This is a genomic window from Legionella cincinnatiensis (assembly GCF_900452415.1).
GTDB classification, from domain to species: domain Bacteria; phylum Pseudomonadota; class Gammaproteobacteria; order Legionellales; family Legionellaceae; genus Legionella; species Legionella cincinnatiensis.
Map to the genome: position 1 here is coordinate 3,721,540 of NZ_UGNX01000001.1, position 22,501 is coordinate 3,744,040.

Below are 22,501 nucleotides of genomic sequence, written 5' to 3' on the forward strand. Positions count from 1 at the left end.
ACAGGGACAACAATCGATTTTTCATCACGGCTGTCCTATGAAAAGGTATATAATACTAACAGATAATGGAAGTGTACTTTCCTGCTCAAAGCAAGAAAGCACAGTGTATATTAATTTCTATATCTTAATGGATTCACAATTCCTTCTAACGGTGGAGTATTGTTGCGATTGGTTGTGTTGAAAAAATCGCCCCCACTAACAACCCTATTATTATTCGATGTTCGACTATGATTATGAACAAGATTATTAATAAATGCAGTAACATTTAAATTACTAGCAATTTTAATGCGACAAAAATTATTATACGTATAGGCCTGGAGAACGTTAATACCTTTCCCCTTCAATTCCATCATAATAAAATTTGCTTGGTCATCTTTAGGACAAGAGATTTCTGTGCAAGAGACATTGTCGCTAGTACGTCTTTTTTCATGTACTCGAACACCACTTAAATCAATACCCTGTGTTGCAATTACCTCTGTTGGGAGGACCGGTGAAATCACAGCTGGTTTTGGGCTGTTACTTGGAGCTACATTTATATAATAGTTAGGATATGCATCCCGCCCAGTGACATAGCCATATGGAGGATAATTATTCAGAGATACTGCCGCTTGTGAGGAGTAAGCAGTGGGATTTTGATTGTTATTTGGAGCTACATTCACATAGTGACGAGAGTCATCGCGCCCAGTGGCGTATCCAGATGGCATCGAAGGATTCGCAAAAGGCGAAGTAACAGCAGGCTGGGAATTGTTATTTGGCGTCACATTCACATAGTGGCGAGAGTCATCGCGCCCAGTGGCGTATCCAGATGGCATCGAAGGATTCGCAAAAGGCGAAGTAACAGCAGGCTGAGGATTGTTATTTGGCGCCACATTCACATAGTGGCGAGAGTCATCGCGCCCAGTCGCATATCCATAAGATGGCATCGAAGGATTAGCAAAAGGTGAAGTAACAGCAGGCTGAGGATTGTTATTTGGCGCCACATTCACATAGTGGCGAGAGTCATCGCGCCCAGTCGCATATCCATAAGATGGCATCGAAGGATTAGCAAAAGGTGAAGTAACAGCAGGCTGAGGATTGTTATTTGGCGCCACATTCACATAGTGGCGAGAGTCATCGCGCCCAGTCGCATATCCATAAGATGGCATCGAAGGATTCGCAAAAGGCGAAGTAACAGCAGGCTGGGAATTGTTATTTGGAGCCACATTCACATAGTGGCGAGAGTCATCGCGCCCAGTCGCATATCCATAAGATGGCATCGAAGGATTCGCAAAAGGCGAAGTAACAGCAGGCTGGGAATTGTTATTTGGAGTCAGATTAACATAGTGGCGAGAGTCATCGCGTCCAGTCGCGTATCCATACGCAGAATTATTATTCAGAGATAATAGCGGTGGATGGGAAACGACTGGATTTCTGGTCGGCATAGTCATCAAATTCGGATTAACTATCGCAACAGATTGCCTCGAAGGATCAGCACCAGCAGATACTTGAGGTGCTTTGTTGTGCTGAGCAACGTTTCCCAAAGCCTGTCCTGCACAAAGATGTTGCTCTTGAAGAGAAAGGGTACTGTTATTTCCTTGAACCCAAAAAGAGTTCACTTTTGGTAATTCTTTCGCATGCGTGTAGTTTTTCTGAGTGTCATCATAAAAGTTAATCATACAATTATTGGTATCAATTTGACCTTTGTTATTCAGTACTTGGGTTAAAAAATTAATTTGGTTATTTTTACCTGCCAATTGGCTTATCTTTGTTGGGAAGGCAGCTCCTAAATCGGGAAGATAAGAAATTAAGAAAGGTCTTTCTATGCCAGCGACCGTATATACGTTAATGGCCGTGGTTGGCTGAGCTGAATATAATGTTTCCTGAAAAACAAGCTCCTTACCCAAAATACGAGAAATATAGCCGGCAATGTAGGCAGGGTTATTATGATAGGTCGCAATCGCAGTTAACTCATCATCATTATGCTTTAACACAGCCTCAACACCCATTTTTACATTTTGGAGCGCATGATTTTTTCCAAGCTGATAAATGTCAGTCGCTGCTTGATTTTGATGATTTTCTAAGCAATGGTCACTGAAAGTGTGTTGGATACTGACTGTTTGATCAAAATCTAAAATAGTAATTTTCTTAACCGAGCTAGGTACGTTTCGCTCTTGTTTCGCCTTCATAAAATTAATCTCCGAAATCGTATTACAAAATGTTCATTAGCCAATGGGTAAGTAGCAATGATGCATCTTGCCATTTACTTGCCTAACCTGATCAATTTTAATACTATTGCAAAAACTGGGGAATACAGTAATTAGGAAAGTAATAATTTCTAAAATGGAAAAAAGATTCAGCTACATCAAGAGGTTTATCGCAATCCCTATGAGATCGGGAACAATAGTTTAAAATGAATAAATTAAAAGTCTCCACTTAAATGTGCACGCTACAATTTGGGCTCGTTTTTAATTATTAGCGATTCCATCAGCCAATGCTTGTTCATAAAAATAATTCAATAATTGACGTATTTTCTCTTCATAAGCCAGATGTTTTGGATAAATAGCATAAAGAGCTATCTCAGGTGAGGTTTCCTCGGGTAATACGGGCACTAATAGTCCTGTATCTACTTCTGTACGTACCGAAAAATAAGGTACCCAGATAAGTCCCATTCCGTTTATTGCCGCTTGTTTTAATAAGTCGGCGCTATTACTTTTAAAATTGCCCGCCACAGAAATAACGTTCTTTTTGAAAATCCATTTATTGTGTAAACCGTATAATGTATTAATCAAACAATGATGATGTTCTATGTCCTGTAATGTTTCAGGAATGCCATGCTCTTTTAAATAGTTGGGAGAAGCAAAAATTTTACGCTGAACGGAGAACAGTTTAGCACATCCCAGTCTTTGATTATTAATTCTATCGAAGGACATAGCGAGATCGAATTCGGAGGAGTAAACATCTATAGCTTGATAGCCAGTATCGATATTTATTTCTAATTTAGGATGAGTTTTCATAAACTGAATACTTAACGAAGTTAAGTAAGGGATCATGGGGGTAACAGTAAAGTATATTCTAAGAGAACCTTTTAGTTCTAATTTTTCAGTAGTTCCTATGGCTTTGATTTTTCCTAATTGCTCAAAAAGAATTAATGTTTGTTTATAGAGATAATAACCTTTCTCTGTTAAAATTAAATTTGTAGTGGAGCGCACCAATAACTTTATTTTTAGCTCCTCTTCTAACCATGTAATTTGTTTACTTATCTTAGATGGAGATATGTGGAGATTTCTTGCCGCAGCGGAAAAATTTTTATAATCCACAACAGCAAGAAAGCTTTTTAAACAATGTAACATATTCATAATTTAAAGATTGATTGAAAACATAATAATTAACATTTTGTAATCTCACCTCTGATTATCCTATTTACTCTGAGGACCTAAACCCTTTTTTATCAATCTAATGGTTCAATATTGGTAAATCGTACGGAAGGAGGATCTGAAATCAGCTGATTGTTAATATACCCGCCTTTCAAATACAAATCACCTTGAGGTGGCGATGCAAATCCTCCCCAGAGGGTATCTCTGTCCTGGACCAAATCACCACCAACTTTAGTTTTTATATTTAAAGGTCCGCCATGATGAACACCACAAGGTGCCAGCAGACATTCGTGAATCCCCATTTCAAACCAGTGGCCATCCAGATGTCCTCGGGCAGAGCCAGCCCAGACAGGAACACATTCATCCGAAATGGGATGCGTATGTGCAGCAAAACAGTCGCCAGGAGCACAGCGAGTTAAATGGAAACCACATTGACGAACTCCATGGCCTGGCCACAAAATAAATCGCATGGGGCTTCCATTAGCATCAAATTCAGCTCCTCTGAATACATTGAATAAAGCACCATGACGACGAATATCCGGTGACTTTAAATTCCAAGCGCGTATCTCTGAGTGAGTTTCCCTGTAACGAAGGTAGTTAACAGGGGAAATGTTTCCATGGCTTATTGTTTTTTTTGCCGCCTCTGCTGCATCAAAATCGATAGAACCCATTCCCCGAATATAAAAACCTGCCTCTTCATATAAGCTTACTAAAGGAGGAGTAATAGAGTTAACCAAAATAAAATCTTCCTTATTACTGGTAGGATTACGCAAAGCATGGGTAACATTTTCTGGAAAATATGCCATATCACCAGGTTCAATGCTTACCCATTTTCCCCGAAGATATACCTCACCTTTACCTTGAACACATAAGAAGGCTTCCTCGGAAATCGGATAATTATACATTGGGGATTCCATACCAGGAGAAAGTGTTGATACATGTATGCTTTCTGTTTGGAAGCCATTGCCAGGCCATGCAATCAATCTTGTTGGAATATGATGCAGTATTATTTCAATTCCTTCATTTAGATTACCTATCGCACCCGTATGACGAATTTCATCATAACTACGATTTTTAGCTAAATAATCTTCCTTTGTTTTTGTCATGTTATTAGCACTATGAAAATGAAGTTTTATTCAAGTATAGACGAGTTTCTGAGCAAACACTCTATAAGTATTGTCCAGCAGAATACCAAAATGAAGCTTTTTATGAGACTGCTTTGCGGGTAAGTGCGGTGCTCCGAATGAGGCATAAAAACCTATTATTCCTGCCGTGCTTTATTATTTGGGCTTTAAATTATTATCTTCATCCCGGTTAAGATAAGTATCTTGTCGGTCATCCTCATTTATTCGCTCATAATGAGGTTTCCAAAATGAATCAAAGTTAAATGAAACTTGCTTTTCATGTTTGCGTTTTGCTGAAGGATTCGCATTTTCTTTTTCTTCAGATAATTTTACACGCTCCAGTTTATATAACGAAGGATTATAAGGGTTATTTTGTAAATGTTGGTTTAATTCTCTTTGTTTTTCTAACAGAGATTTATTTAACTTGTCTTTCTTTCCAATATATGCTGAGGATCCCTTGGTATGGTTCACAGCAAGACTCATATTAAGTGCATAGGTGGCTACATCTAGATTAACCGTATTTGAATCATAACGCACAATAGGTATATCTTCCTCTTTCACTATTGGAGTATGACCAACATAGCATGGGATAGATTCTTTATGTCTTTTTTTAGTTCTAATTTTCAATTCCAATTTGGGCGCATCTTGACGCGCCCAGGTAGCATAGTATTTTTCTCTATCTGTTAATATCATGTTATTCTTAGCAATTCGCTTATAAAGTTCTACATCCTCAAAGGGCATATCTGCATGCACAATATTAAATGGCTTTTTCCCTTTAACATGAATAACGTAAGGTAAATGTTCCATAAATTTTTTAATGGATTTTATTTCACTGGACTCTTGATATTGAATTGTTCCCGATTGACATTGAATACTCTTATTCTCCAATTCTCTTAGAAATAATTTAATCAGCCACCCCCCACCATTAATAATGGTAGTGCCTAAAGCTTTATATTCACGTTCATAGGCAGACGAATCATCCAAACTTTTCAATAATAGAGTCAGTTTACGTAAAGATTTTTCACCGGATTTTATATAATTTCTTAATGGATGAGTATCATTAGAAATAAAGCTACTCTTTTCTTGAGTTAATCGTTCTAAGGCATTTATCGCTGCCAAACATATATCCTCGTGATTACCGCGAATAGAAAATACTTGTTCTTTATGTCTCAATATTTGTTTAATTACTTCTCGACTGTTATGGCCTCTATCTGTTAAATCGCCAACAATAAACAAGCGATCTGTTTTTGAAAGAGACTCTAAATTTTGTTTGAAACAGTGCGCATTTCCATGGACATCACCAATAATAATATCTGACCCAACCGTATTTTCTTCTTTTAAAGAAATATCTTGGGGTATTTTTTCTTTCATAATGACACACATTAACCATATAAAAAACAAATTGGTTAATATTTATTATATCAGACATTCTCTTCTAGTACAAAAAGAGGGCATAGGAGTCGAATTACCTCATCACTGATGTTATCGAGCTGCATGGAGGCAAGTAGGTTGGATCAAGACCTAACAAATTTACGCTTCATATATTCCTTGATCAAAATCATGTTCCTAAAATTATTGCTTATTCCTAGATAACCTGGTTAATTGTTTACAATTTATCAATACCACACTTTTACAATCCGAGCATATCTATAGAGGACAATCAATGCGATGAATAATGCATCAATGGATTTTGTTGTTTTTTGCCTGCTTTTTGCAAGGTACAATTCATGCAATACCATTAGCTAATAATGAGGCCGCGATGGATTTATCAACATTAAGAGAATTGATTGAATGTGTGCCAGTCATAAACATGCATTTATGTAAATTAGATACCCACAACACTACTGAAAGAAATTACTCCTATCCTAAATGAGCGCGGCGCTGATTACACGCTTTATTCTCTGAGAAATGCTCAGTCTATCCATTTACTCAATATTCATGGTGATTACAATCAGTCTGCGTCTTTAGCTCAATACATGTCCGAGCAAGCACAAAAAACAGATACGCTATTAATGGGTGATACCAATATTGCATTAGCTAAGAAAGACGCACTAAAGATCATTTCTCAAATCAAGGGATTTTGTGCCACTCCCTCAACCAATCATCTAAATACCAAAGACAATCACTTAACGCTAGACTGTGTCATCAATGCAGTTTCAAGTAAATTCATAACTCAAAAAAATCTCATTAATTACGCGGATGGTTTGTATTAAAATTGCCTCTAAATCATATGAGTCAGCATGAAAAGAGATTCGTTTAAAGAGCACCAAAGTCAGAAGCATCACTCAATACTATGATTCCAAGCTTATCAACAAAATCTGAATTCGAGCAGGGGCTGTTCCCTCTTTTTAGGTGCTGGCTTAGTAGTTAAAGGTTTTAATTCGTGATAACTATCAAGTACACCGTCTGCTACTGTAAGTGCATCAGGAAGACAATAGGCGATTTGTTTGCATTGATGAGCAAGTACATGCAGATTTTTCCAACCAGTTATATTTTTTGCATTGATTTTTTTGGAATCAATTAATTGTTTATAACAGAAAAGCTCTAAAAATCTTTTTACTTTATCTTTGTCAGTTGTACGTTCACTTGTATCATGAAAAATTTTACCTATATGTAGCTGCAATTTTTCTTGAGTCAAAGGGAATGCTGTATTATCAATAATAAATTCTGCTGCCGCTTTAAAAAAAGCAGAAAGCTCGAAACCTCCTTGAGGTTGTAGCTTCTGTTTGAAAAAAGTGGAAAGCGGAGGCTTCTTTTTGCGAACAAATAAATCTAAAAACTCACTGTTTTTTAAAGTAGAATCTAACAATAATTTAAGTGTTGCATACTTATTCTTATCGTTTTCACGATCTTTCATAGCAACAGAGGCAGCGATATATAAAGTTGGATCTATATTGATCCAATGAATATCTGTTAATAAAGCAATGCGTTCTTGATCACAAGGAATGCGGTCACATTCTTTTAAAAGTATTTTTCTCAGCGAGTCTTGGTAGACAGCAATGTTTTCGGGATCATTTAGAACAGCATCATCAGTTATTACTTCTACAGATTGGGTAAATACTAATTTAAGTAGGGCGTTACTGTTTTCTTTTTTTTCTCCGTTAAAATAATCATAAATACCGCTAAAAAAATGAGGATTACTTGCAGCTTTTCTTATTAAATGTTTGAAAAATTCTTTATTACTTGGATCATCGGAGGATAGGGAAACAATTTTCTCTGCCTCACTCCACAGTATTTGATAAAATATTTCTGGTTTTTGCATTTCGGTATTGATTAATATTTTTTTGTATTTATCTATTTTTGAATGAATATAATTTTTAATGTGAACTCTTGCCACCCTACTCAAGGCTTTATTTTCGTTAATAACATGCTCATAATTTCCGAGCGCCTTGAATGCTTTTTTTAGAGCTTCGGATTTTCTAGTATTACTAAAATAACCGTTGACTATTCCCTCTACTGATTTATCAAAAATATAATTGATTAATTGTCTAAGGTGAAAAAACTCATTATCAGTATCTATATTGAACGGTTTATTTGTTAAATTTTTGCCTGATTCCAGCATAGGATTTATCAAATGTTGGAGAGCACTTAGGTCCCTCATTTGCGTTGTGCACCATTTATAAACATCTTCAGGTAATCGCTCTTTCAACAGCCCTTTTAAATTTGCCAAAACACAATTACCTATTTTTTGGGATTTTACATGTTTGCCCCAGCTAAAACTGAAACCGAGCTCTTTAAGCGTTTTATCATATTGATCATAAAATTTCTTATAGCCCTCTTCATTCCCGTTTACTACTCCCAATCCAGTAATGGTTTCAATAGCTGTTCTCAACTTATTTAAATCTAAGCCAGCGATATTAATGCGATAAACTAAATTATAAGTTGCTCTTTGACCATTACCACGATTGCAATGGATAATGACTAATTGCTTTCCTTCTTTATATAGTTGGGTATAGATTGCATGACCATTGCAGTCATGCTCAATTGTTAAATCATTACCATAAACAAGCTTTCTAATTCTTTTTAAGGTAATTTGATTTTTATCTTCGATAACGATTGTTTTAATTGACTCAGAAAACCGACTAAAAACATTTTTGTATTCCTTTAACTCAGAAGCAGTATCTGTTTTTCCTTCTATTTTAATGTCTTGGGAGAGGACTGTTGATAATAGTTTTACAAATTCTTCATTAGCTGCTTTAACAACTAAACCCTGTTTTCTAATATGTTCTTTTTGATTAACCACTAAATCAATCAAATAACCATGAAACATAGCAGACCAGAGAGGCAAGAAATTTTTATTTTCTTCATCGTCTACATCGCTTAACCATTTTTTCTTTTTAATGATCGTTTCATTTAATGTTGCTTTCCTTTTTGCTTTGCCTTTTTTTGGTTTTATTTTCTTTAGTTCTTCTTCGGCATCAGTTATCTCCTGCTTGACTCGATCATAGACTTCTGAGGCCGATTTATTGAGATTTTGTTGTGTTAAATCTGTCCGCATGAGGTGCTCGAATTCCTGAGCAAAATCTTCTACGAGGGGATTGGATACAGCACGCTTCTTTTTTTCTTTTTTTGATTGCATAGACAGACCATCCTAATTGGGTGCTTGAGAACAATACATAATTAGTATATATAACACATATAGTTGTATTGTAAACCCAGTTTCACGGAGTTCGATCAGGTTGTATTAATATTTTAATTACTTACATGTACCACTTCACGGATCAACTCCAACCAGGCTTTTGCCGCACTTGAAAGATAGGCATTACGGCGCCATGTCATAGCCATATTCCATTGAAGCATATCGTCGTCAAGTAACAGAGAATGAATCTGTGGATTTGGTCGCTCAGCACTAATCATTCGCGGTAGAAAAGCAACACCAAGCCCTGAGGAAACAAGTTCCAACATAAAATCAATTTGACTGCTTTGTGCAACTACTTTTGGTTGGAAACCAGCACGGCTACAAGCATCCAGAATTAATCGATGTAACGCAAAACCACTACCAAATAAAATGAAAGGAGTATCCTTAAGCTCTTTTAATGAAATAGAATCTCGACTGGCAAAAGGATGGTTACAAGCCAAGAGCGCAACAATGGGTTCACTTCGAACTGGCTGGCAATCAAACTCTTCAGAAATAGGTAATAAGGTGCCTGCAAAGTCTATACTGCCTGCGCGCAAACATTCCGCAAGCTTATCACTTCCATGCTCTATAAGTTCTACTTCGATACCTGGATAACGCTGGCTGTAGCGGGCAAAAAGGGGGGCAAATAGGGTAGAACTACCTACAGGAGAAATACCCAGCCGAAGTTTACCTTGCCTCAAACCACGAATTTCATCAAGTTCTTTAAGAAGATCATCTCGATCCGCAAGAAGTTTAATTCCTCGGCGATAAACAATTTCACCTGCTGCAGTAGGTATATTATGCCGTTTAAAACGCTCAATAAGTGAAACTCCTAGTTCATCCTCAAGCTGTTTGATTGCTTTACTTACCGTGGATTGAGTGGCAAAAAGAATTTCTGCTGCTTTGGAAAAATTACCTTGGCGCACAACCTCTATAAAGATACGAAGCAATTTAAATTCCATAACTATTCCAAATTAGAATGATTATTAGTCAATAAATTCATTTTATTCATAATCTCCAAAAGTGTAAACTTTATTGAAAGATAAAAAATCAAAGTGATCTTGCATATGACAACAACAATTCGGCAAAACTCCTTATTTCAAATACTCTTGGTTTTTATTTTTTGGTTTGCTAGTGAACTGGTTGTAAAACTTTTTAAGCTCCCCGTGTCGGGGGGGATATTGGGTTTGGGTATTGTTTTACTGCTCTTAGTGACAAAACATCTAAAGCTAGACAGTATAAGACGTGGAGCTCAATTACTCCTTGCGGATATGCTGCTTTTTTTTATTCCCGCTGTCCTTGCAGTATTAGAGTATCAAGAGTTTATTGGATTGTTAGGACTGAAAATTTTCTTGGTCATTATGCTCAGCACCATCGCAGTGATGTTGATTACTGCTTTAGTTGTTGATTATTGCTATCATTGGAGAACTAACCATGCCAAGTCATATTCTCTCTGAACCAGCAATACAAGTACTTTTCTGGTCGACTCTAACAATCAGTATCTATTATATTTCCAAAAAGCTCTATAATAAATGGCCATTTTGGTGGCTCATGCCACTTACTTTCGCACCGCTAATCCTCGCAAGTCTTGTTTTTTTACTTCAGGTGAATTATCAAGATTATTTAAGCGGAACACGATGGTTAATGCAACTCATTGGACCTGCTACAGTTGCCTTTGCAATCCCTATTTATGAGCAACATGTACTCATTCGTCAGCATTGGCCAATACTGCTAATTGGTGTAATTGCTGGAAGCGTAACTTCACTGTTATCAAGTTGGTTATTAGCAAGCCTTATAGGCCTTGATGAGCCCATACGATTAAGTTTACTACCGCACTCTATCAGCACCCCATTTGCTCTAGAAGCTTCACGCAGCATTGGCGCCCCTTCTGAACTAACTGCATTATTCGTCATTATTACCGGTATATTGGGCGCGATTATTGGTGATATTCTACTAAAATACTTATCATGTCATTCATCCTTAGCAAGAGGGGCTCTTTTTGGAGCTGGAGCCCATGCAGCAGGAACAGCACAGGCCCACAAAATAGGGAATACTGAAGGTGCGATTGCTAGCTTGGTTATGATTTTGTCAGGTTTATTCAATATCCTGCTTCTCCCTTTTATTAGCCAATTCTTAATTCGATAATAAATACATTTTTAACCGTTTTGTATTGAAAACTAACATCCATCTATATACCGCCCCCTGAAGTTTTTATATCAAATGACAAATTACAATCTATATAAACCAACTAATTAATCATTTCGATTCCACAATACACTTATAGTGAAGACGCTCAAATATGTGATCAACATCACGATGATTCAGTGAGTATGTAAGGAATCATCCCTCTCTTTTGTCACTAAACAAACAACATGTTACTATTTATAACAATAAATGTATTTTTTTATATTCGATTATCTATACTACGCGATCAACAGGGTCCAATTATGTCCGAAGAGATCAAAAAAACAGAACATTGTATAAATATCAAAAATGTAATTCCCCCCTCCATTATTCATTTCATCAAGAAAAAACCTGCCGCCATACTTACACTTATTGAATTTATCTCATAGATAAACTAAGATGAATGCGCACAATTTGATCATAACAAAAACAAAGGTTGTAAAATGAAAAAAATTTTGTCGCTTACTGCCCTATCCATTTTGATCAGCAGCTGTGCTTCTATTTCAGCTGATCCGCAAACCGCTCGTATTATTGCTTCACCTAGTCCTGTGCCCAAAGGATGTAAATACTTAGGACAAGTTGTTGGAAATCAAGGTAATTTCTTTACTGGAAGCTTTACTTCTAACCGTAACCTAGAAGAAGGTGCCATGAATGATCTTAAAAATAAAGCAGCAAAACTAGGCGCAAACTACATTCAGTTAGTCACCAATCGTGCCGGAGTTACTGGATCCATGAGTGGTTCTTTTAATAGTCATGGTGGTTTTATGAGTGGTAGCACTGAACAAACAAATGTCACGAACTTAGGAAATGCATATTTCTGCCCACCAAAATCAATCGGATTAGATTAAATTTTGCTTACTCCTGGTACCGCTATAAGCAAGCAATGATAATTGGCCTAATATTAGAGCCATTGAAAACCTGGATATCTACATTATTGATAACGCAGTACAAAATATTAGGTCGTATTAATTTATAACTTATTGATTATAAAAACAAATTTTTCTTTAAAATGCAAGGAAAGATCTTTATTATTTCCCATTAACTTTTTTCGGCAAGCTTATAAAAATTATATCATGGCACAGACATGATAGCCCACAATTACAAGAAGAATATGACCAACAATACAGATTAGCATGCGTAGCCTGGTTGCTCGCAACCAGGGTTTAACCTGATTTTCGATCCTTTAATGCCAGTGTAAAAAAATACGCACCGCCCCGAGTGTTGTCTCATCTGTAATTGGCTATGAGATTTTTGCTCTTCCTTGGGAACTTGCAACACATAAAATAGCCTCTTTAATACCTATTGCAAAAGCCTGATAATCTTTGCCGCCTCGATAAATCCTGGTTGCAAGCAACCAGCCTACACTTGCTGGGCTGATAGTCTTTAAGCATGCGTAGCCTGGTTGCTCGCAACCAGGATTTCACCTGATTTTCGATCCTTAATGCCAGTGTAAAAAAATACGCACCGCCCCGAGTTTTGTCTCATCTGTAATTGGCTATGAGATTTTTGCTCTTCCTTGGGAGCTTGCAACACATAAAATAGCCTCTTTAATACCTATTGCAAAAGCCTGATAATCTTTGCCGCCTCGATAAATCCTGGTTGCAAGCAACCAGGCTACACTTGCTACACTTGCTACACTTGCTGATTATCATGTGGTCCACAGGATATGATTTACATACCATTTCTACTATTATTAAGAAAAGAGGAATTTCCAGATAACCTCTTATTATTCTGATGGCTTTAACATAGGGATTAAGTATGCCCCATCTTTGGACAATTATAACGGATCTGGCATGGCCTATTAGCTTGGTTATCGCTTGGATTTTTGGAGAAATTGGATTTCGATGGGCGAAACTACCCCATATCAGTGTTTATGCGATGATTGGTTTTATTCTTGCGCCAACGCAAATTGGATTGTTACCAAAAATTGAAACTTCATCCATTTTATTTTTAGCAAATATTGGTTTTGGATTTATTTTATTTGAATCTGGATATCGCATAAATCTACGATGGTTTTTCAATAACTTATGGATTCTTGCAACCAGTTTTGCGGAGGCAACACTCACTTTTGTGTTTATTTATCTTGTAGCAAAATACTATGGGCTAAATCAATCTACAAGTCTTTTGTTAGCAGCATTATCTACAGCTACCTCTCCGGCAACTATCATCCGCATGATTCATGAGCAGCATAGTTCTGGACAAGTAACAGAACGTATTCTGCATTTGTCAGTATTAAATTGTATTTTTGCGGTATTTCTTTTTAAAGTTATTATTGGTTTGGTCATTTTTAGAAACTCTGGAGATTTATGGCAAGCGATTTCTAGTAGCTTAATCGTTCTATTACTCTCAACTGGCTTAGGCATGATATTTGGAGTAGTTCTACCTACTCTTCTTAAAACTTTTAAAAATACTTATAGTGACAATACACTTGCTTTTTCAATTGCACTAATTTTATTAGTAGCCATAACCCATTATTTTAAACTTTCCCCAGTACTAGCAACTTTAACCTTTGGTATTGTATCGCGACATGGTCGGATTGTATTTAACTCTTCTCAACGTGGTTTTGGTACATTAGGTGATTTATTAACGGTTTTATTATTTGTATTTATTGCAGCCAAAATCGATTGGCATCTAGTAAAAAATGGATGGGTTCTTGGATTATCTATTATTCTTGTTCGCCAGTTGGCAAAAATTGGTGGCATTAGCCTATTTGCTTATTTCAGTGGAATCTCTCTGAAAAAGGGGCTGCTTACAGGAGTTGCCATGGCCCCCATTTCTGTATTTGTCATCTTAATATTAGAACAATCTCGGTATATAGGGCTTAATTTAGTTGAGACACTAGCTCCACTTGCAATGGTTGCAATTAGCTTAGAAATCATAGGCCCTATTATGGTTCAATATTCATTTTATTTCGCAAAAGAGATTCCAGCAACAAAGGAGAGATAATAATATGCCTTTGGAGGTATTTAATAATTCCAAGCTCTTAACCATGGGTGTTGAGCTTGAATTGCAATTAGTTAGTCTTAGTGACTATGATTTAACCGATTCCAGTCCTGACTTACTGGAATTACTAAACCGTCAGCCATTCCCAGGCGCTTTTACACCTGAAATTACTGAAAGCATGATAGAAGTTTCAACTCATATTCATAGTGATTATGAGGAACTTTTAAATCAATTATTGGCTATTCGCGATGCATTAATATTGGCTGGAGATAAGTTGAATATTGGGATATGTGGTGGTGGAACACATCCATTTCAATTATGGTCAGAGCGAAAAATATATAACAAATTACGGTTTTTAGAGGTATCTAAACTTTATGGATACCTCTCCAAGCAATTCACTATATTTGGTCTACATATTCATATTGGTTGTACTTCCGGAAAAGAGGCTCTTTTTCTACTTCATAGCTTGAATCGCTATATCCCACATTTCATTGCCCTATCTGCTTCATCTCCTTTTGTACAAGGAAAGGATACTTTATTCAATTCCGCACGACTTAATTCGGTTTTTGCATTTCCTTTAAGTGGTCGAGCCCCCTTTGTATTAGATTGGGAACAATTTAATCAATATTTCGCCAAAATGGAGCTAACTGGTATAGTTCATAGCATGAAGGACTTTTATTGGGATATTCGCCCAAAACCTGAGTTCGGGACAATTGAATTACGTGTTTGTGATACTCCCTTAACAGTCAATACAGCCGCAGCTTTAGCTTCCTATTTGCAATCATTATGCGCGTATCTACTTGAAAGACTAGAACCTCTCCCGGCGGAGGATGATTATCTTGTATACAACTATAATCGATTTCAAGCGTGTCGATTTGGTTTGGAAGGAACCATTATTCACCCTAAAACATATGAGCCAATATTGCTACGGGAAGATATACTTACTACTATACGTTTAATACACTCACATGCTGAACAATTAAACTGTATAGATGCATTGGATCATATAAATAAAATTACCCATCAAGGAAGTGATGCAACATTCTTGCGACAAAAATTTATAGAGCAAACAAGTGCTGAAAGTATTGTGGATGCATCATTAAAACAGTTTAGATTCTCAAAATAAGGCCCTTACAACAAAATCTCCAGTCTCACTAGCTTCGCCGCGCACTCCGTGGCTAATTTGTAAATTTCCTGATATCTTTTAGCACACTAATACTAAATCCTTACCATATTTTTTAGCGCGTAGCCTGGTTGCTCGCAACCAGGATTTCACCTGGTTTTCGATCCTTTAATGCCAGCATAAAAAAATACGTACCGTCCCGAGTTGAGTTTTGTCTGGTCTGTAATTGCCCCATGAGGTTTTTGCTCTTCCTTGGGAACTTGCAACACATAAAATAGCATCTTTATATCTCTTGCAAAAACCTGATAATCTTTGCCGTCGCTGATAAGGCTTGGTTGCATGGCAATAATATAGCTCGACGTACACGGTGGATTGTTTATGGACATATTGTTAGCTTGTTATTCCTGTAGTGCTATTAAAAAACTTTAATCTTTTTCTAAGTTACCATGAAAATCAACGGCGGTTTAATGCAAATCCTCGTAATATATATAGATCAATATATTGGAAGTGTTCAACCCATTGTGGCGGCGGCTACTGAATAGATGGCGATGATCTATACGTGATATAGGTTATGTTTTTTGTTTGAATAATGTTACCCCGAAAGTTACCCCTGAATGATGGTTGTTACCCTGATTTTGTTTCCAATTTCTCCATACTATTCGCAATTCGCGAATTGCGAATAGTGAGAAGAAAATATTTACAACCCAGTTATTTCTTAACAAACCGAAACTCATCTAAAATACCAATAATTAAGTCATCAATATGTTTTTTTAATTCCGAACGATCAACATCGATACTTAGATTTAATTTTTCTAACCATTCTTTATAATCGTCTTCGTCACCTTGATATCCTGGTACAGATTGATCATTCATTGTGATAATAAAAAGAACAGCTAAGTCTCTCGAGATACTTCCATAGCGTCTTTCGGTTTCTTTTACTTTTACGTGAGCAGTTATGCCCAGATATTCGCAAATTTCAATGGCTTTGGCTTCTTTTTTCCTTATTCTTTCGCAAAGATCGGGGTTGGAACAGACAAGAAAAACAACAAAGATAGATACGGCATACCATATTTGATCATACTGTTTTTCTCTTAGGGTATGAAATACCTCAAGATATAAAACAATTTTACTCACTTCTCTTAATGATACTTGATTGCAAGTAATCAAGTTCTCTAATAACTTAAATACATAATCTGCAAAAATGCCGCGTTGGCTTAATACAGGACTTGCATTGATTAGCTGCTCAGCATAGTGGAAAGATACATGCTTTTTCTTTGCATTGAATAATTTTTCTACTGGTAGATAAAATTTAAACTTTATAAATTTATCAAGGTATCGATGCGCGTCTATAGCAGATCCATAACAGTGTTTGACTGAAGCTTTCATTTGTTGATAATTTGTTACTAAAATAAACTTAACATTTTCAACATCAAAGATGTGCTTTATTGTTTCTAAAATTGCGATTGCAAAACTGGGTTTGCATCTATCAAGCTCATCGATAAAAATAATTAATTTTTTATCTTTTGTTATTTCTTGTAAGATATTTTTTAAACCATCAATATCTTTTTTAGCTTCCTGATGGTCCTTGATTAACCCTTCAATAACCGCATTACTACCGTCATCTACCACTTTTTCTAATTCTTCTTGATAATTCTGTTCTAGTGTATTTGCTTCAGCCCTTAGAACCCACGCAAAACCTGCTTTTACCGAAGCTTTGAAACCATAACGCAAAATAGCTTTTGCTTTATTTAAAAAGAATATTTTTTTGCTTTCATCATCAATTAGCTCATAAATAGCAGCTACGAGAGGAATTAAAGGATCATCGGTGTGATCGTCCTGAAAAGCATCAATATAAGCGCAATCCAGTTTGCCTTTATAATTCTCTTTAATTAGATTTTTCGTTTTTTGGCAAAACTCGGTTTTACCTGTTCCCCATTGGCCATCTATGACCAATGGACTGATATCAATATCACTTATTAGTAGATTTATCAGTTTTTGAGCAATTGGTTTGCGTTCAAATTCATCACGATCCGCAAAAGTTAAATCGGCAATATTTTTCATTTATCAAAAATCCATCAAACCATTAATATATTAAACTGTATTTTCCCGATTACGAATGCGCTCGTAAACTTCTTTTACAAGATATCCTGCTGCTACTTGATGAAACTGAGGATCATTCATTAATTTTACAAAAATGTCTTCGTTTCCTTCCATTCGCTCAATAAAAAGCCCTTCTAACATTTTTTCAAAAACCAAAGTAAAATTTTCTAAATTATTTGCCTTCGCTGCTTCTTGTATTTTTTCATTTAATGAGGCAGCCTCAGCAACCTGATCAAAAAATAACTCATCTGCTTTTGTAAAATCTGTACCAAAGCGATCATTTAATTTATCCACTAACAACGATAACTGAACCCTTTCGTCAGTTGAGTTTTTCGTACCGACTTCTGTTGGCCCTTTGAGTACATCGCTTTCACCCTTACTAAGATCAATCGAGCCTTCACTTATTTTTTGTAATCGGTAATATTGCAGTTCAACTTCATCATCCAATTTAAATCCAGGCTCCTCACTTCGATTAGGTAGTTTGGCCGATAAAAAACGTAAATACGTGTAAAGTTTCTCTAAGTCTGAATCTTGGAAAGGTATAATCTGAGATAGAAAAACATATAAATTTTTAAAGCCTTTCAATTGTCCTCTAAACAATTCTTGATCAGCCATTTCTAAACTTATAAATCGCTCAACTGCAAAATCTAAGGTTGCGTTCATAAGCTTATGATCCATCGCTGTAGGTTCTTTTCTTTTTCTGAACCAGATTTCACAAAGGGCGTTAATTTCTTCCGTCGAAAAAACTTGCCACTCCTCAAGTCGATGTTGTAAATCATAAAGCTGGTGAGCATCAGCCATAGGGCCTATAGCCGTTGTTTCGTAGTAGTCCTTAAATGAATAGTAAATTTCTTCAGGCTCGTTAACAAAATCAAGTACAAAGGTATCTGTCTTTCCGGATGTAGTACGATTTAAACGGGATAGCGTTTGAACCGCCTGTATCCCTGAAAGGCGTTTATCTACATACATTGTATGTAATAAAGGCTGATCAAAACCCGTTTGATATTTGTCTGCCACCAAAAGCACTTGGTATTCTTCTGTTGCAAATTTGGCGGGTAGTTCAGTTTCCTTTATTCCATTATTCATACCTACTTCAGAATATTCATGGCCCGGATTATCAGGATCAACCAGTTTACCTGAAAAGGCGACTAGGGATTTTATATCATGATATTTTTTCTGTTTTAAATACTTATCAAACTCTAGCTTATACCTTACCGCATGCAAGCGAGATTCTGTAACAACCATAGCTTTTGCGCGCCCTCCGATTTTATGGCGCGTTGAATGGCGAAAATGCTCAACTATGACTTCTATTTTCTGAGCAATGTTATGAGGATGCAAACTCATAAAGCGAGCCAATTGTTTTGCTGCTTTTTTCTTAGGTACTTCTGGATCATTTTCAATAGATTTAATTAAGCCATAATAGGTTTTATAGGTTGTATAATTGGCTAATACATCCATGATAAAACCTTCTTCAATTGCCTGTCGCATACTGTACAAGTGAAAGGGCGCTCTGCCGTTTTCCCCGGGCTCATTAAACACTGCTAAAGTTTTAAATTTCGGCGTAGCTGTGAATGCAAAAAAGCTAATATTCGCTTGTTTAGGACGCTTTAACATCTCTTGAAATAATACCTCTTTTGCTTCTTCTGATAGGCTTTCGTCATCATCACCAAGCATTTGTTCAGCAATAGTCGCAGCAATTCCTTCCTTATTTAAAATTTTACGTAATTCCATGGCTGATTCACCACTTTGCGAGCTATGTGCCTCATCCACAATAACTGCAAATCGACGATTTGCGGTATCAATCTTAATTGCAGAACCTTGCTTTTCTAAGGTATCAAGAGCTTGAGCAATAAAGGGAAACTTTTGAATGGTAGAAATGATAATTGGAGCACCCCCGGAAAGTGCTTTTACTAATTGCTGAGTATCCTCATCAATTTTTTGCACCACACCTTGCTTATGCTCAAATTGATAAATTGTATTTTGTAACTGCTGATCAAGAACGCGTCTATCTGTAATAACCACAACGGTATCAAATACTTTTTTATCTTCTTCATCATGCAAACTCGCCAAGCGATGCGCCAGCCATGCTATAGAATTAGACTTCCCTGAACCAGCTGAGTGCTGGATCAAATAATTATGCCCACTGCCTTTGCACTTTGCATCGCTAACTAGACTCCGAACAGCATCCAGCTGATGGTAACGAGGAAAAATCATGGTTTCTTTACGGTGCTTCTTGATTCCTTGTAATGTGACCACTTGATGTTCTTCAACTTGCAAATGGACATATCTCGCAAGAATATCCATAAGACTATCTTTACAAAGTACTTCTTCCCAAAGATAAGCAGTGCGATAATTATCAGGATTGAGTGGATTACCTGCACCACAACCATTACCTTTGTTAAATGGCAAAAAGAATGTATTCTTTCCCGCTAACCGGGTCGTCATAAATACTAAATCTGGATCAACAGCAAAATGCACTAATGCCCGTTCTTTAAATCGAAATAGGGGAGCAGTGGAATCTCTTTCCATGCGGTATTGCTGTTTAGCATGCGTGACCGTTTGACCTGTTAGTGGATTTTTAAGCTCTAATGTAATAATAGGAAGTCCGTTAAGCGATAATAATACATCGATCGATTGACTAAGATCTTTTGGATTAAAATGTACTTGGCGTGAAATAGTAAGATTATTTTGTGCGTAGTCTGCCCAAGCCTCTGGATTCATTTTACTATTTGGCGTGAAATAAGCCATTCGGAAGTTTTTACCAAAGCACTTAAAACCATGTCTTAATACATTCAACATCCCTTTTGAGGTCAGCTCTTTTCCCAATGAATCGAGTACAACAGTTTCCGCTTTTTCACCATGAAAATTTTGTATGGCTTGCCATTTGGATAATTGTGTTCTAGTAATAAACTCAATAACATTTCTAGAAAATAAAGCTCGATCAGCGTCAAAGTCTTTAGGATTTACTGATACATAACCACCTTGGTTAGTAAGATTTTGCTCTATGGCCTCTTCAAAACGGATTTCTCTGTGTTTAGTCATATCGCTTCTCTTTTATTTCCAATCGATTCTTCTGATAAAAGCTGTTTCTCTAGATATTTGATCGCCAATTCTCTCAGTTTTTTTTGCTCATTAATTTCCACCTCTTCAAATGGTAACGAAGTAACTTGCATTGGCAATGCCAATTCTCCGGCAAATAATTTGACTAAATTGGCTCTCATTAGCATTTGATATTGTTCTTCTGTAACATGTCCTTGTGGTTTATAAATACTTTGCCTCATATGTGCTTCGTCAAACTCATAGCCCAAAACTTCCCCCATATTGACTAGCAATGTTGTGAGTGTTTTTTCGCATTCGTTATTAAATAATTCCTGTTGTATTTCAGTTTTCTGCGAATTACTTCGAATATCTAAGTAATTACGCCATGCACGCCTTACATCTTTGTATTTTTTATTTCCATAAAACTCTATATCAATCATATTTAGTGCTTGGATATGTTCTAATGACAATGGAGAGTGCCTAGTCGCCATTAATGTTTTAAAAATCGTTAGCTTAGAACTTCTCGCTTCTTTCTGTTTCATTAACCAGCCTTGAATAAATAATGCTATCCAAGGAGAAAATAAAACGGAGATAATCATTAACCAATCAGTGATAGATATATGTAAAATAGTTATCGGTGTTTCAGTCATGATAAAGCCCATTCTTTTTTTGCTTCAGAGGTATCTTCTTGTAAGAGGCTATTAACATTAATTTTCCCAGTTACAGCATGAGTAATCAAAGTAGAGCGATATTCATTTAAGTAACCAATTGCCTCGGTAATTTTAAAAATAGTCTCCTCAATCTTTTTTAATTTATTATCCAGCACATTAAGTATTTTTTCTTGCTCTTCAAGAGGAGGGGTTGGTATACACAAATTTGCATATTTTTCTGCACTTACATTTTGAATAGTTGCCTGAATGAAAATATTATTTAGCCAATCCCAATAAGAGTTTGAATTAAGAAATCTAAAAATAAACTCGGGATTAATCATGGAGTGTATTCTTGCTCGTATCAAATAACCTGCATAACAAGCACGCCCTAAGTGAGCTCTATAAATAAAACTTTTTCCAACTGTTGCCCCACTTCTGGCCAGTAAAATATCTCCGTCTTTTAATAGGTAGGGTATAGCTTTTTCTTCAGATAATGACTTAAAAGTATCCTCTTTTAATAAACCATTATCCTTTATATCTGTAATTCGTATATATCTTGGTTGACTTCGATCATCATCTTCTGCTGATTCATTTGCCCCATATTTAAATGGCTCGCTAACTAGAAATTTAAAGCGCTTTACCCCCCAATGAACTGGGATTTTTCCAATATAAGGAATATATGAATCTTTCATAAGTGTGTTTTTATTTAGCCCCTTGGTAACAGCTTGAGTAATAAATGCTATTCGTTTTTCTTCTAACAGTTTTATAAGCGCATATTTTTTAGCTATTAACACATCAATTTCTGTTGTTTTTTTATCTAAAAAGTCTGTTATGGTTTTCTGTTCTAATAAAGAAGGAATAGCCGTTGCAAAATTCTTAATAAAATTTTCGGGTACTCTTTTCTGCCCCCCAGCACCATACATTTCAGCTTCCCCAAGCTTTCTAAAAGGATAACTTATCGTTAAATAAAATAAATATTCGGATGTAATATTTGTAAACGGTCTCAATACATATAATTCTGTCGTACCATATCCAACGCCATTTTTAAGCCCTTTTGCTAGCGCACCTTTGGCATTTTCAAAACAAGGGGTGATTTTAGCTACAACTACATCATGCTCTTCGAAATAAGTATATCCATCTCCAATTTCACTAACTTGTTTTTCTATATCAAGTCGAAGCCCACCATTCTCACCTACAGCTTCCATCGGTATAAATGAAACAATATCATCAGGACGTAACAATTTATTGGATTTATTCAAATTTGTTGTTAAAACAAATCGTAATCGTTTAATACACCATGTAACTGGAGTTTCATCAAACCAAGCAACATTGGTGTGTTTTTCATTTTCATGTTGATAATAAGCCAT

General features: G+C 36.2%; 17 protein-coding genes. 7 read left to right on the forward strand and 10 right to left on the reverse strand.

Annotation, left to right across the window (positions count from 1 at the left end):
* Window positions 1–110: 110 nt before the first annotated feature.
* The 4 genes from DYH34_RS16255 to DYH34_RS16270 form a co-directional block, all read right to left on the reverse strand.
* A complete protein-coding gene (locus DYH34_RS16255) occupies window positions 111–2,165 on the reverse strand; it encodes a hypothetical protein (protein WP_115342638.1) in 2,055 nt (684 codons plus the stop codon).
* Window positions 2,166–2,444: 279 nt separating this feature from the next.
* The gene (locus DYH34_RS16260) at window positions 2,445–3,335 is read right to left on the reverse strand and encodes a LysR family transcriptional regulator (RefSeq protein WP_058463672.1); all 891 of its coding nucleotides are present in this window, start codon (window positions 3,333–3,335) and stop codon (window positions 2,445–2,447) included.
* 92 nt (window positions 3,336–3,427) lie between these two features.
* Window positions 3,428–4,459 (reverse strand): cupin domain-containing protein, encoded by a 1,032-nt coding sequence (locus tag DYH34_RS16265; protein WP_058463671.1) that lies wholly within the window; start codon window positions 4,457–4,459, stop codon window positions 3,428–3,430.
* 174 nt (window positions 4,460–4,633) lie between these two features.
* Window positions 4,634–5,848: a metallophosphoesterase gene (locus DYH34_RS16270; RefSeq protein WP_058463670.1), complete on the reverse strand. Its 1,215-nt coding sequence runs from the start codon at window positions 5,846–5,848 to the stop codon at window positions 4,634–4,636.
* A 304-nt stretch (window positions 5,849–6,152) separates the two neighbouring features.
* Between DYH34_RS16270 and DYH34_RS16275 the strand changes: the two genes are divergently transcribed.
* Entirely contained in the window at window positions 6,153–6,350 is a 198-nt protein-coding gene (locus DYH34_RS16275) for a hypothetical protein (RefSeq protein WP_058463669.1), read from the forward strand.
* A gap of 103 nt (window positions 6,351–6,453) precedes the next feature.
* The gene (locus DYH34_RS16280) at window positions 6,454–6,690 is read left to right on the forward strand and encodes a hypothetical protein (RefSeq protein WP_058463668.1); all 237 of its coding nucleotides are present in this window, start codon (window positions 6,454–6,456) and stop codon (window positions 6,688–6,690) included.
* A gap of 95 nt (window positions 6,691–6,785) precedes the next feature.
* Here the strand turns inward: DYH34_RS16280 and DYH34_RS16285 are convergent, their stop codons facing one another.
* Both DYH34_RS16285 and DYH34_RS16290 read right to left on the reverse strand, forming a co-directional pair.
* The gene (locus DYH34_RS16285) at window positions 6,786–8,720 is read right to left on the reverse strand and encodes a hypothetical protein (protein WP_238589418.1); all 1,935 of its coding nucleotides are present in this window, start codon (window positions 8,718–8,720) and stop codon (window positions 6,786–6,788) included.
* 449 nt (window positions 8,721–9,169) lie between these two features.
* Window positions 9,170–10,057, reverse strand: a complete 888-nt coding sequence (locus tag DYH34_RS16290) for a LysR family transcriptional regulator (protein ID WP_058463666.1) — start codon at window positions 10,055–10,057, stop codon at window positions 9,170–9,172.
* A 105-nt stretch (window positions 10,058–10,162) separates the two neighbouring features.
* On the opposite strand from DYH34_RS16290, the gene DYH34_RS16295 reads away from it, so the two are divergent.
* The 5 genes from DYH34_RS16295 to DYH34_RS16320 all read left to right on the forward strand — a co-directional run bounded on the left by DYH34_RS16295 (window position 10,163) and on the right by DYH34_RS16320 (window position 15,348).
* On the forward strand, window positions 10,163–10,552 hold the full coding sequence (locus tag DYH34_RS16295; RefSeq protein WP_058463665.1) for a CidA/LrgA family protein: 390 nt from the start codon (window positions 10,163–10,165) through the stop codon (window positions 10,550–10,552).
* Window positions 10,530–11,240, forward strand: coding sequence for an LrgB family protein (locus DYH34_RS16300; protein WP_058463664.1), 711 nt, complete (start codon window positions 10,530–10,532; stop codon window positions 11,238–11,240). Before DYH34_RS16295 ends, DYH34_RS16300 begins: the two co-directional genes overlap by 23 nt.
* 482 nt (window positions 11,241–11,722) lie before the next feature.
* Window positions 11,723–12,127, forward strand: coding sequence for a DUF4156 domain-containing protein (locus DYH34_RS16310; protein WP_058463662.1), 405 nt, complete (start codon window positions 11,723–11,725; stop codon window positions 12,125–12,127).
* A 910-nt stretch (window positions 12,128–13,037) separates the two neighbouring features.
* Window positions 13,038–14,225 carry a cation:proton antiporter gene (locus DYH34_RS16315; protein ID WP_058463661.1) on the forward strand — a complete coding sequence of 396 codons (1,188 nt, stop codon included), beginning with the start codon at window positions 13,038–13,040 and terminating at the stop codon, window positions 14,223–14,225.
* Window positions 14,226–14,229: 4 nt separating this feature from the next.
* Window positions 14,230–15,348: a YbdK family carboxylate-amine ligase gene (locus DYH34_RS16320; RefSeq protein ID WP_058463660.1), complete on the forward strand. Its 1,119-nt coding sequence runs from the start codon at window positions 14,230–14,232 to the stop codon at window positions 15,346–15,348.
* 705 nt (window positions 15,349–16,053) lie between these two features.
* On the opposite strand, the gene DYH34_RS16330 is transcribed toward DYH34_RS16320, so the two are convergent.
* The 4 genes from DYH34_RS16330 to DYH34_RS16345 are packed head-to-tail and all read right to left on the reverse strand — an operon-like array spanning window position 16,054 to window position 22,501.
* Window positions 16,054–17,406, reverse strand: a complete 1,353-nt coding sequence (locus tag DYH34_RS16330) for a KAP family P-loop NTPase fold protein (RefSeq protein ID WP_058463658.1) — start codon at window positions 17,404–17,406, stop codon at window positions 16,054–16,056.
* 30 nt (window positions 17,407–17,436) lie between these two features.
* Entirely contained in the window at window positions 17,437–20,487 is a 3,051-nt protein-coding gene (locus tag DYH34_RS16335) for a type I restriction endonuclease subunit R (RefSeq protein ID WP_058463657.1), read from the reverse strand.
* Window positions 20,484–21,146, reverse strand: a complete 663-nt coding sequence (locus DYH34_RS16340; RefSeq protein WP_147287496.1) for a DUF6680 family protein — start codon at window positions 21,144–21,146, stop codon at window positions 20,484–20,486. The genes DYH34_RS16335 and DYH34_RS16340 overlap by 4 nt, the downstream gene beginning before the upstream one ends.
* Window positions 21,131–22,501 carry a restriction endonuclease subunit S gene (locus DYH34_RS16345; RefSeq protein WP_065240088.1) on the reverse strand — a complete coding sequence of 457 codons (1,371 nt, stop codon included), beginning with the start codon at window positions 22,499–22,501 and terminating at the stop codon, window positions 21,131–21,133. Before DYH34_RS16345 ends, DYH34_RS16340 begins: the two co-directional genes overlap by 16 nt.

What these genes read in the sequence shown, in the direction of transcription:
- DYH34_RS16315 (WP_058463661.1), top strand. Translation starts at nt 13,038, where the DNA reads ATGCCCCATCTTTGGACAATTATAACGGATCTGGCATGGCCTATTAGC.
- DYH34_RS16255 (WP_115342638.1), bottom strand. Translation starts at nt 2,165, where the DNA reads ATGAAGGCGAAACAAGAGCGAAACGTACCTAGCTCGGTTAAGAAAATT.
- DYH34_RS16300 (WP_058463664.1), top strand. Translation starts at nt 10,530, where the DNA reads ATGCCAAGTCATATTCTCTCTGAACCAGCAATACAAGTACTTTTCTGG.
- DYH34_RS16310 (WP_058463662.1), top strand. Translation starts at nt 11,723, where the DNA reads ATGAAAAAAATTTTGTCGCTTACTGCCCTATCCATTTTGATCAGCAGC.
- DYH34_RS16345 (WP_065240088.1), bottom strand. Translation starts at nt 22,501, where the DNA reads ATGGCTTATTATCAACATGAAAATGAAAAACACACCAATGTTGCTTGG.
- DYH34_RS16290 (WP_058463666.1), bottom strand. Translation starts at nt 10,057, where the DNA reads ATGGAATTTAAATTGCTTCGTATCTTTATAGAGGTTGTGCGCCAAGGT.
- DYH34_RS16270 (WP_058463670.1), bottom strand. Translation starts at nt 5,848, where the DNA reads ATGAAAGAAAAAATACCCCAAGATATTTCTTTAAAAGAAGAAAATACG.
- DYH34_RS16265 (WP_058463671.1), bottom strand. Translation starts at nt 4,459, where the DNA reads ATGACAAAAACAAAGGAAGATTATTTAGCTAAAAATCGTAGTTATGAT.
- DYH34_RS16280 (WP_058463668.1), top strand. Translation starts at nt 6,454, where the DNA reads ATGTCCGAGCAAGCACAAAAAACAGATACGCTATTAATGGGTGATACC.
- DYH34_RS16275 (WP_058463669.1), top strand. Translation starts at nt 6,153, where the DNA reads ATGCATCAATGGATTTTGTTGTTTTTTGCCTGCTTTTTGCAAGGTACA.
- DYH34_RS16320 (WP_058463660.1), top strand. Translation starts at nt 14,230, where the DNA reads ATGCCTTTGGAGGTATTTAATAATTCCAAGCTCTTAACCATGGGTGTT.
- DYH34_RS16260 (WP_058463672.1), bottom strand. Translation starts at nt 3,335, where the DNA reads ATGAATATGTTACATTGTTTAAAAAGCTTTCTTGCTGTTGTGGATTAT.
- DYH34_RS16295 (WP_058463665.1), top strand. Translation starts at nt 10,163, where the DNA reads ATGACAACAACAATTCGGCAAAACTCCTTATTTCAAATACTCTTGGTT.
- DYH34_RS16340 (WP_147287496.1), bottom strand. Translation starts at nt 21,146, where the DNA reads ATGGGCTTTATCATGACTGAAACACCGATAACTATTTTACATATATCT.
- DYH34_RS16330 (WP_058463658.1), bottom strand. Translation starts at nt 17,406, where the DNA reads ATGAAAAATATTGCCGATTTAACTTTTGCGGATCGTGATGAATTTGAA.
- DYH34_RS16335 (WP_058463657.1), bottom strand. Translation starts at nt 20,487, where the DNA reads ATGACTAAACACAGAGAAATCCGTTTTGAAGAGGCCATAGAGCAAAAT.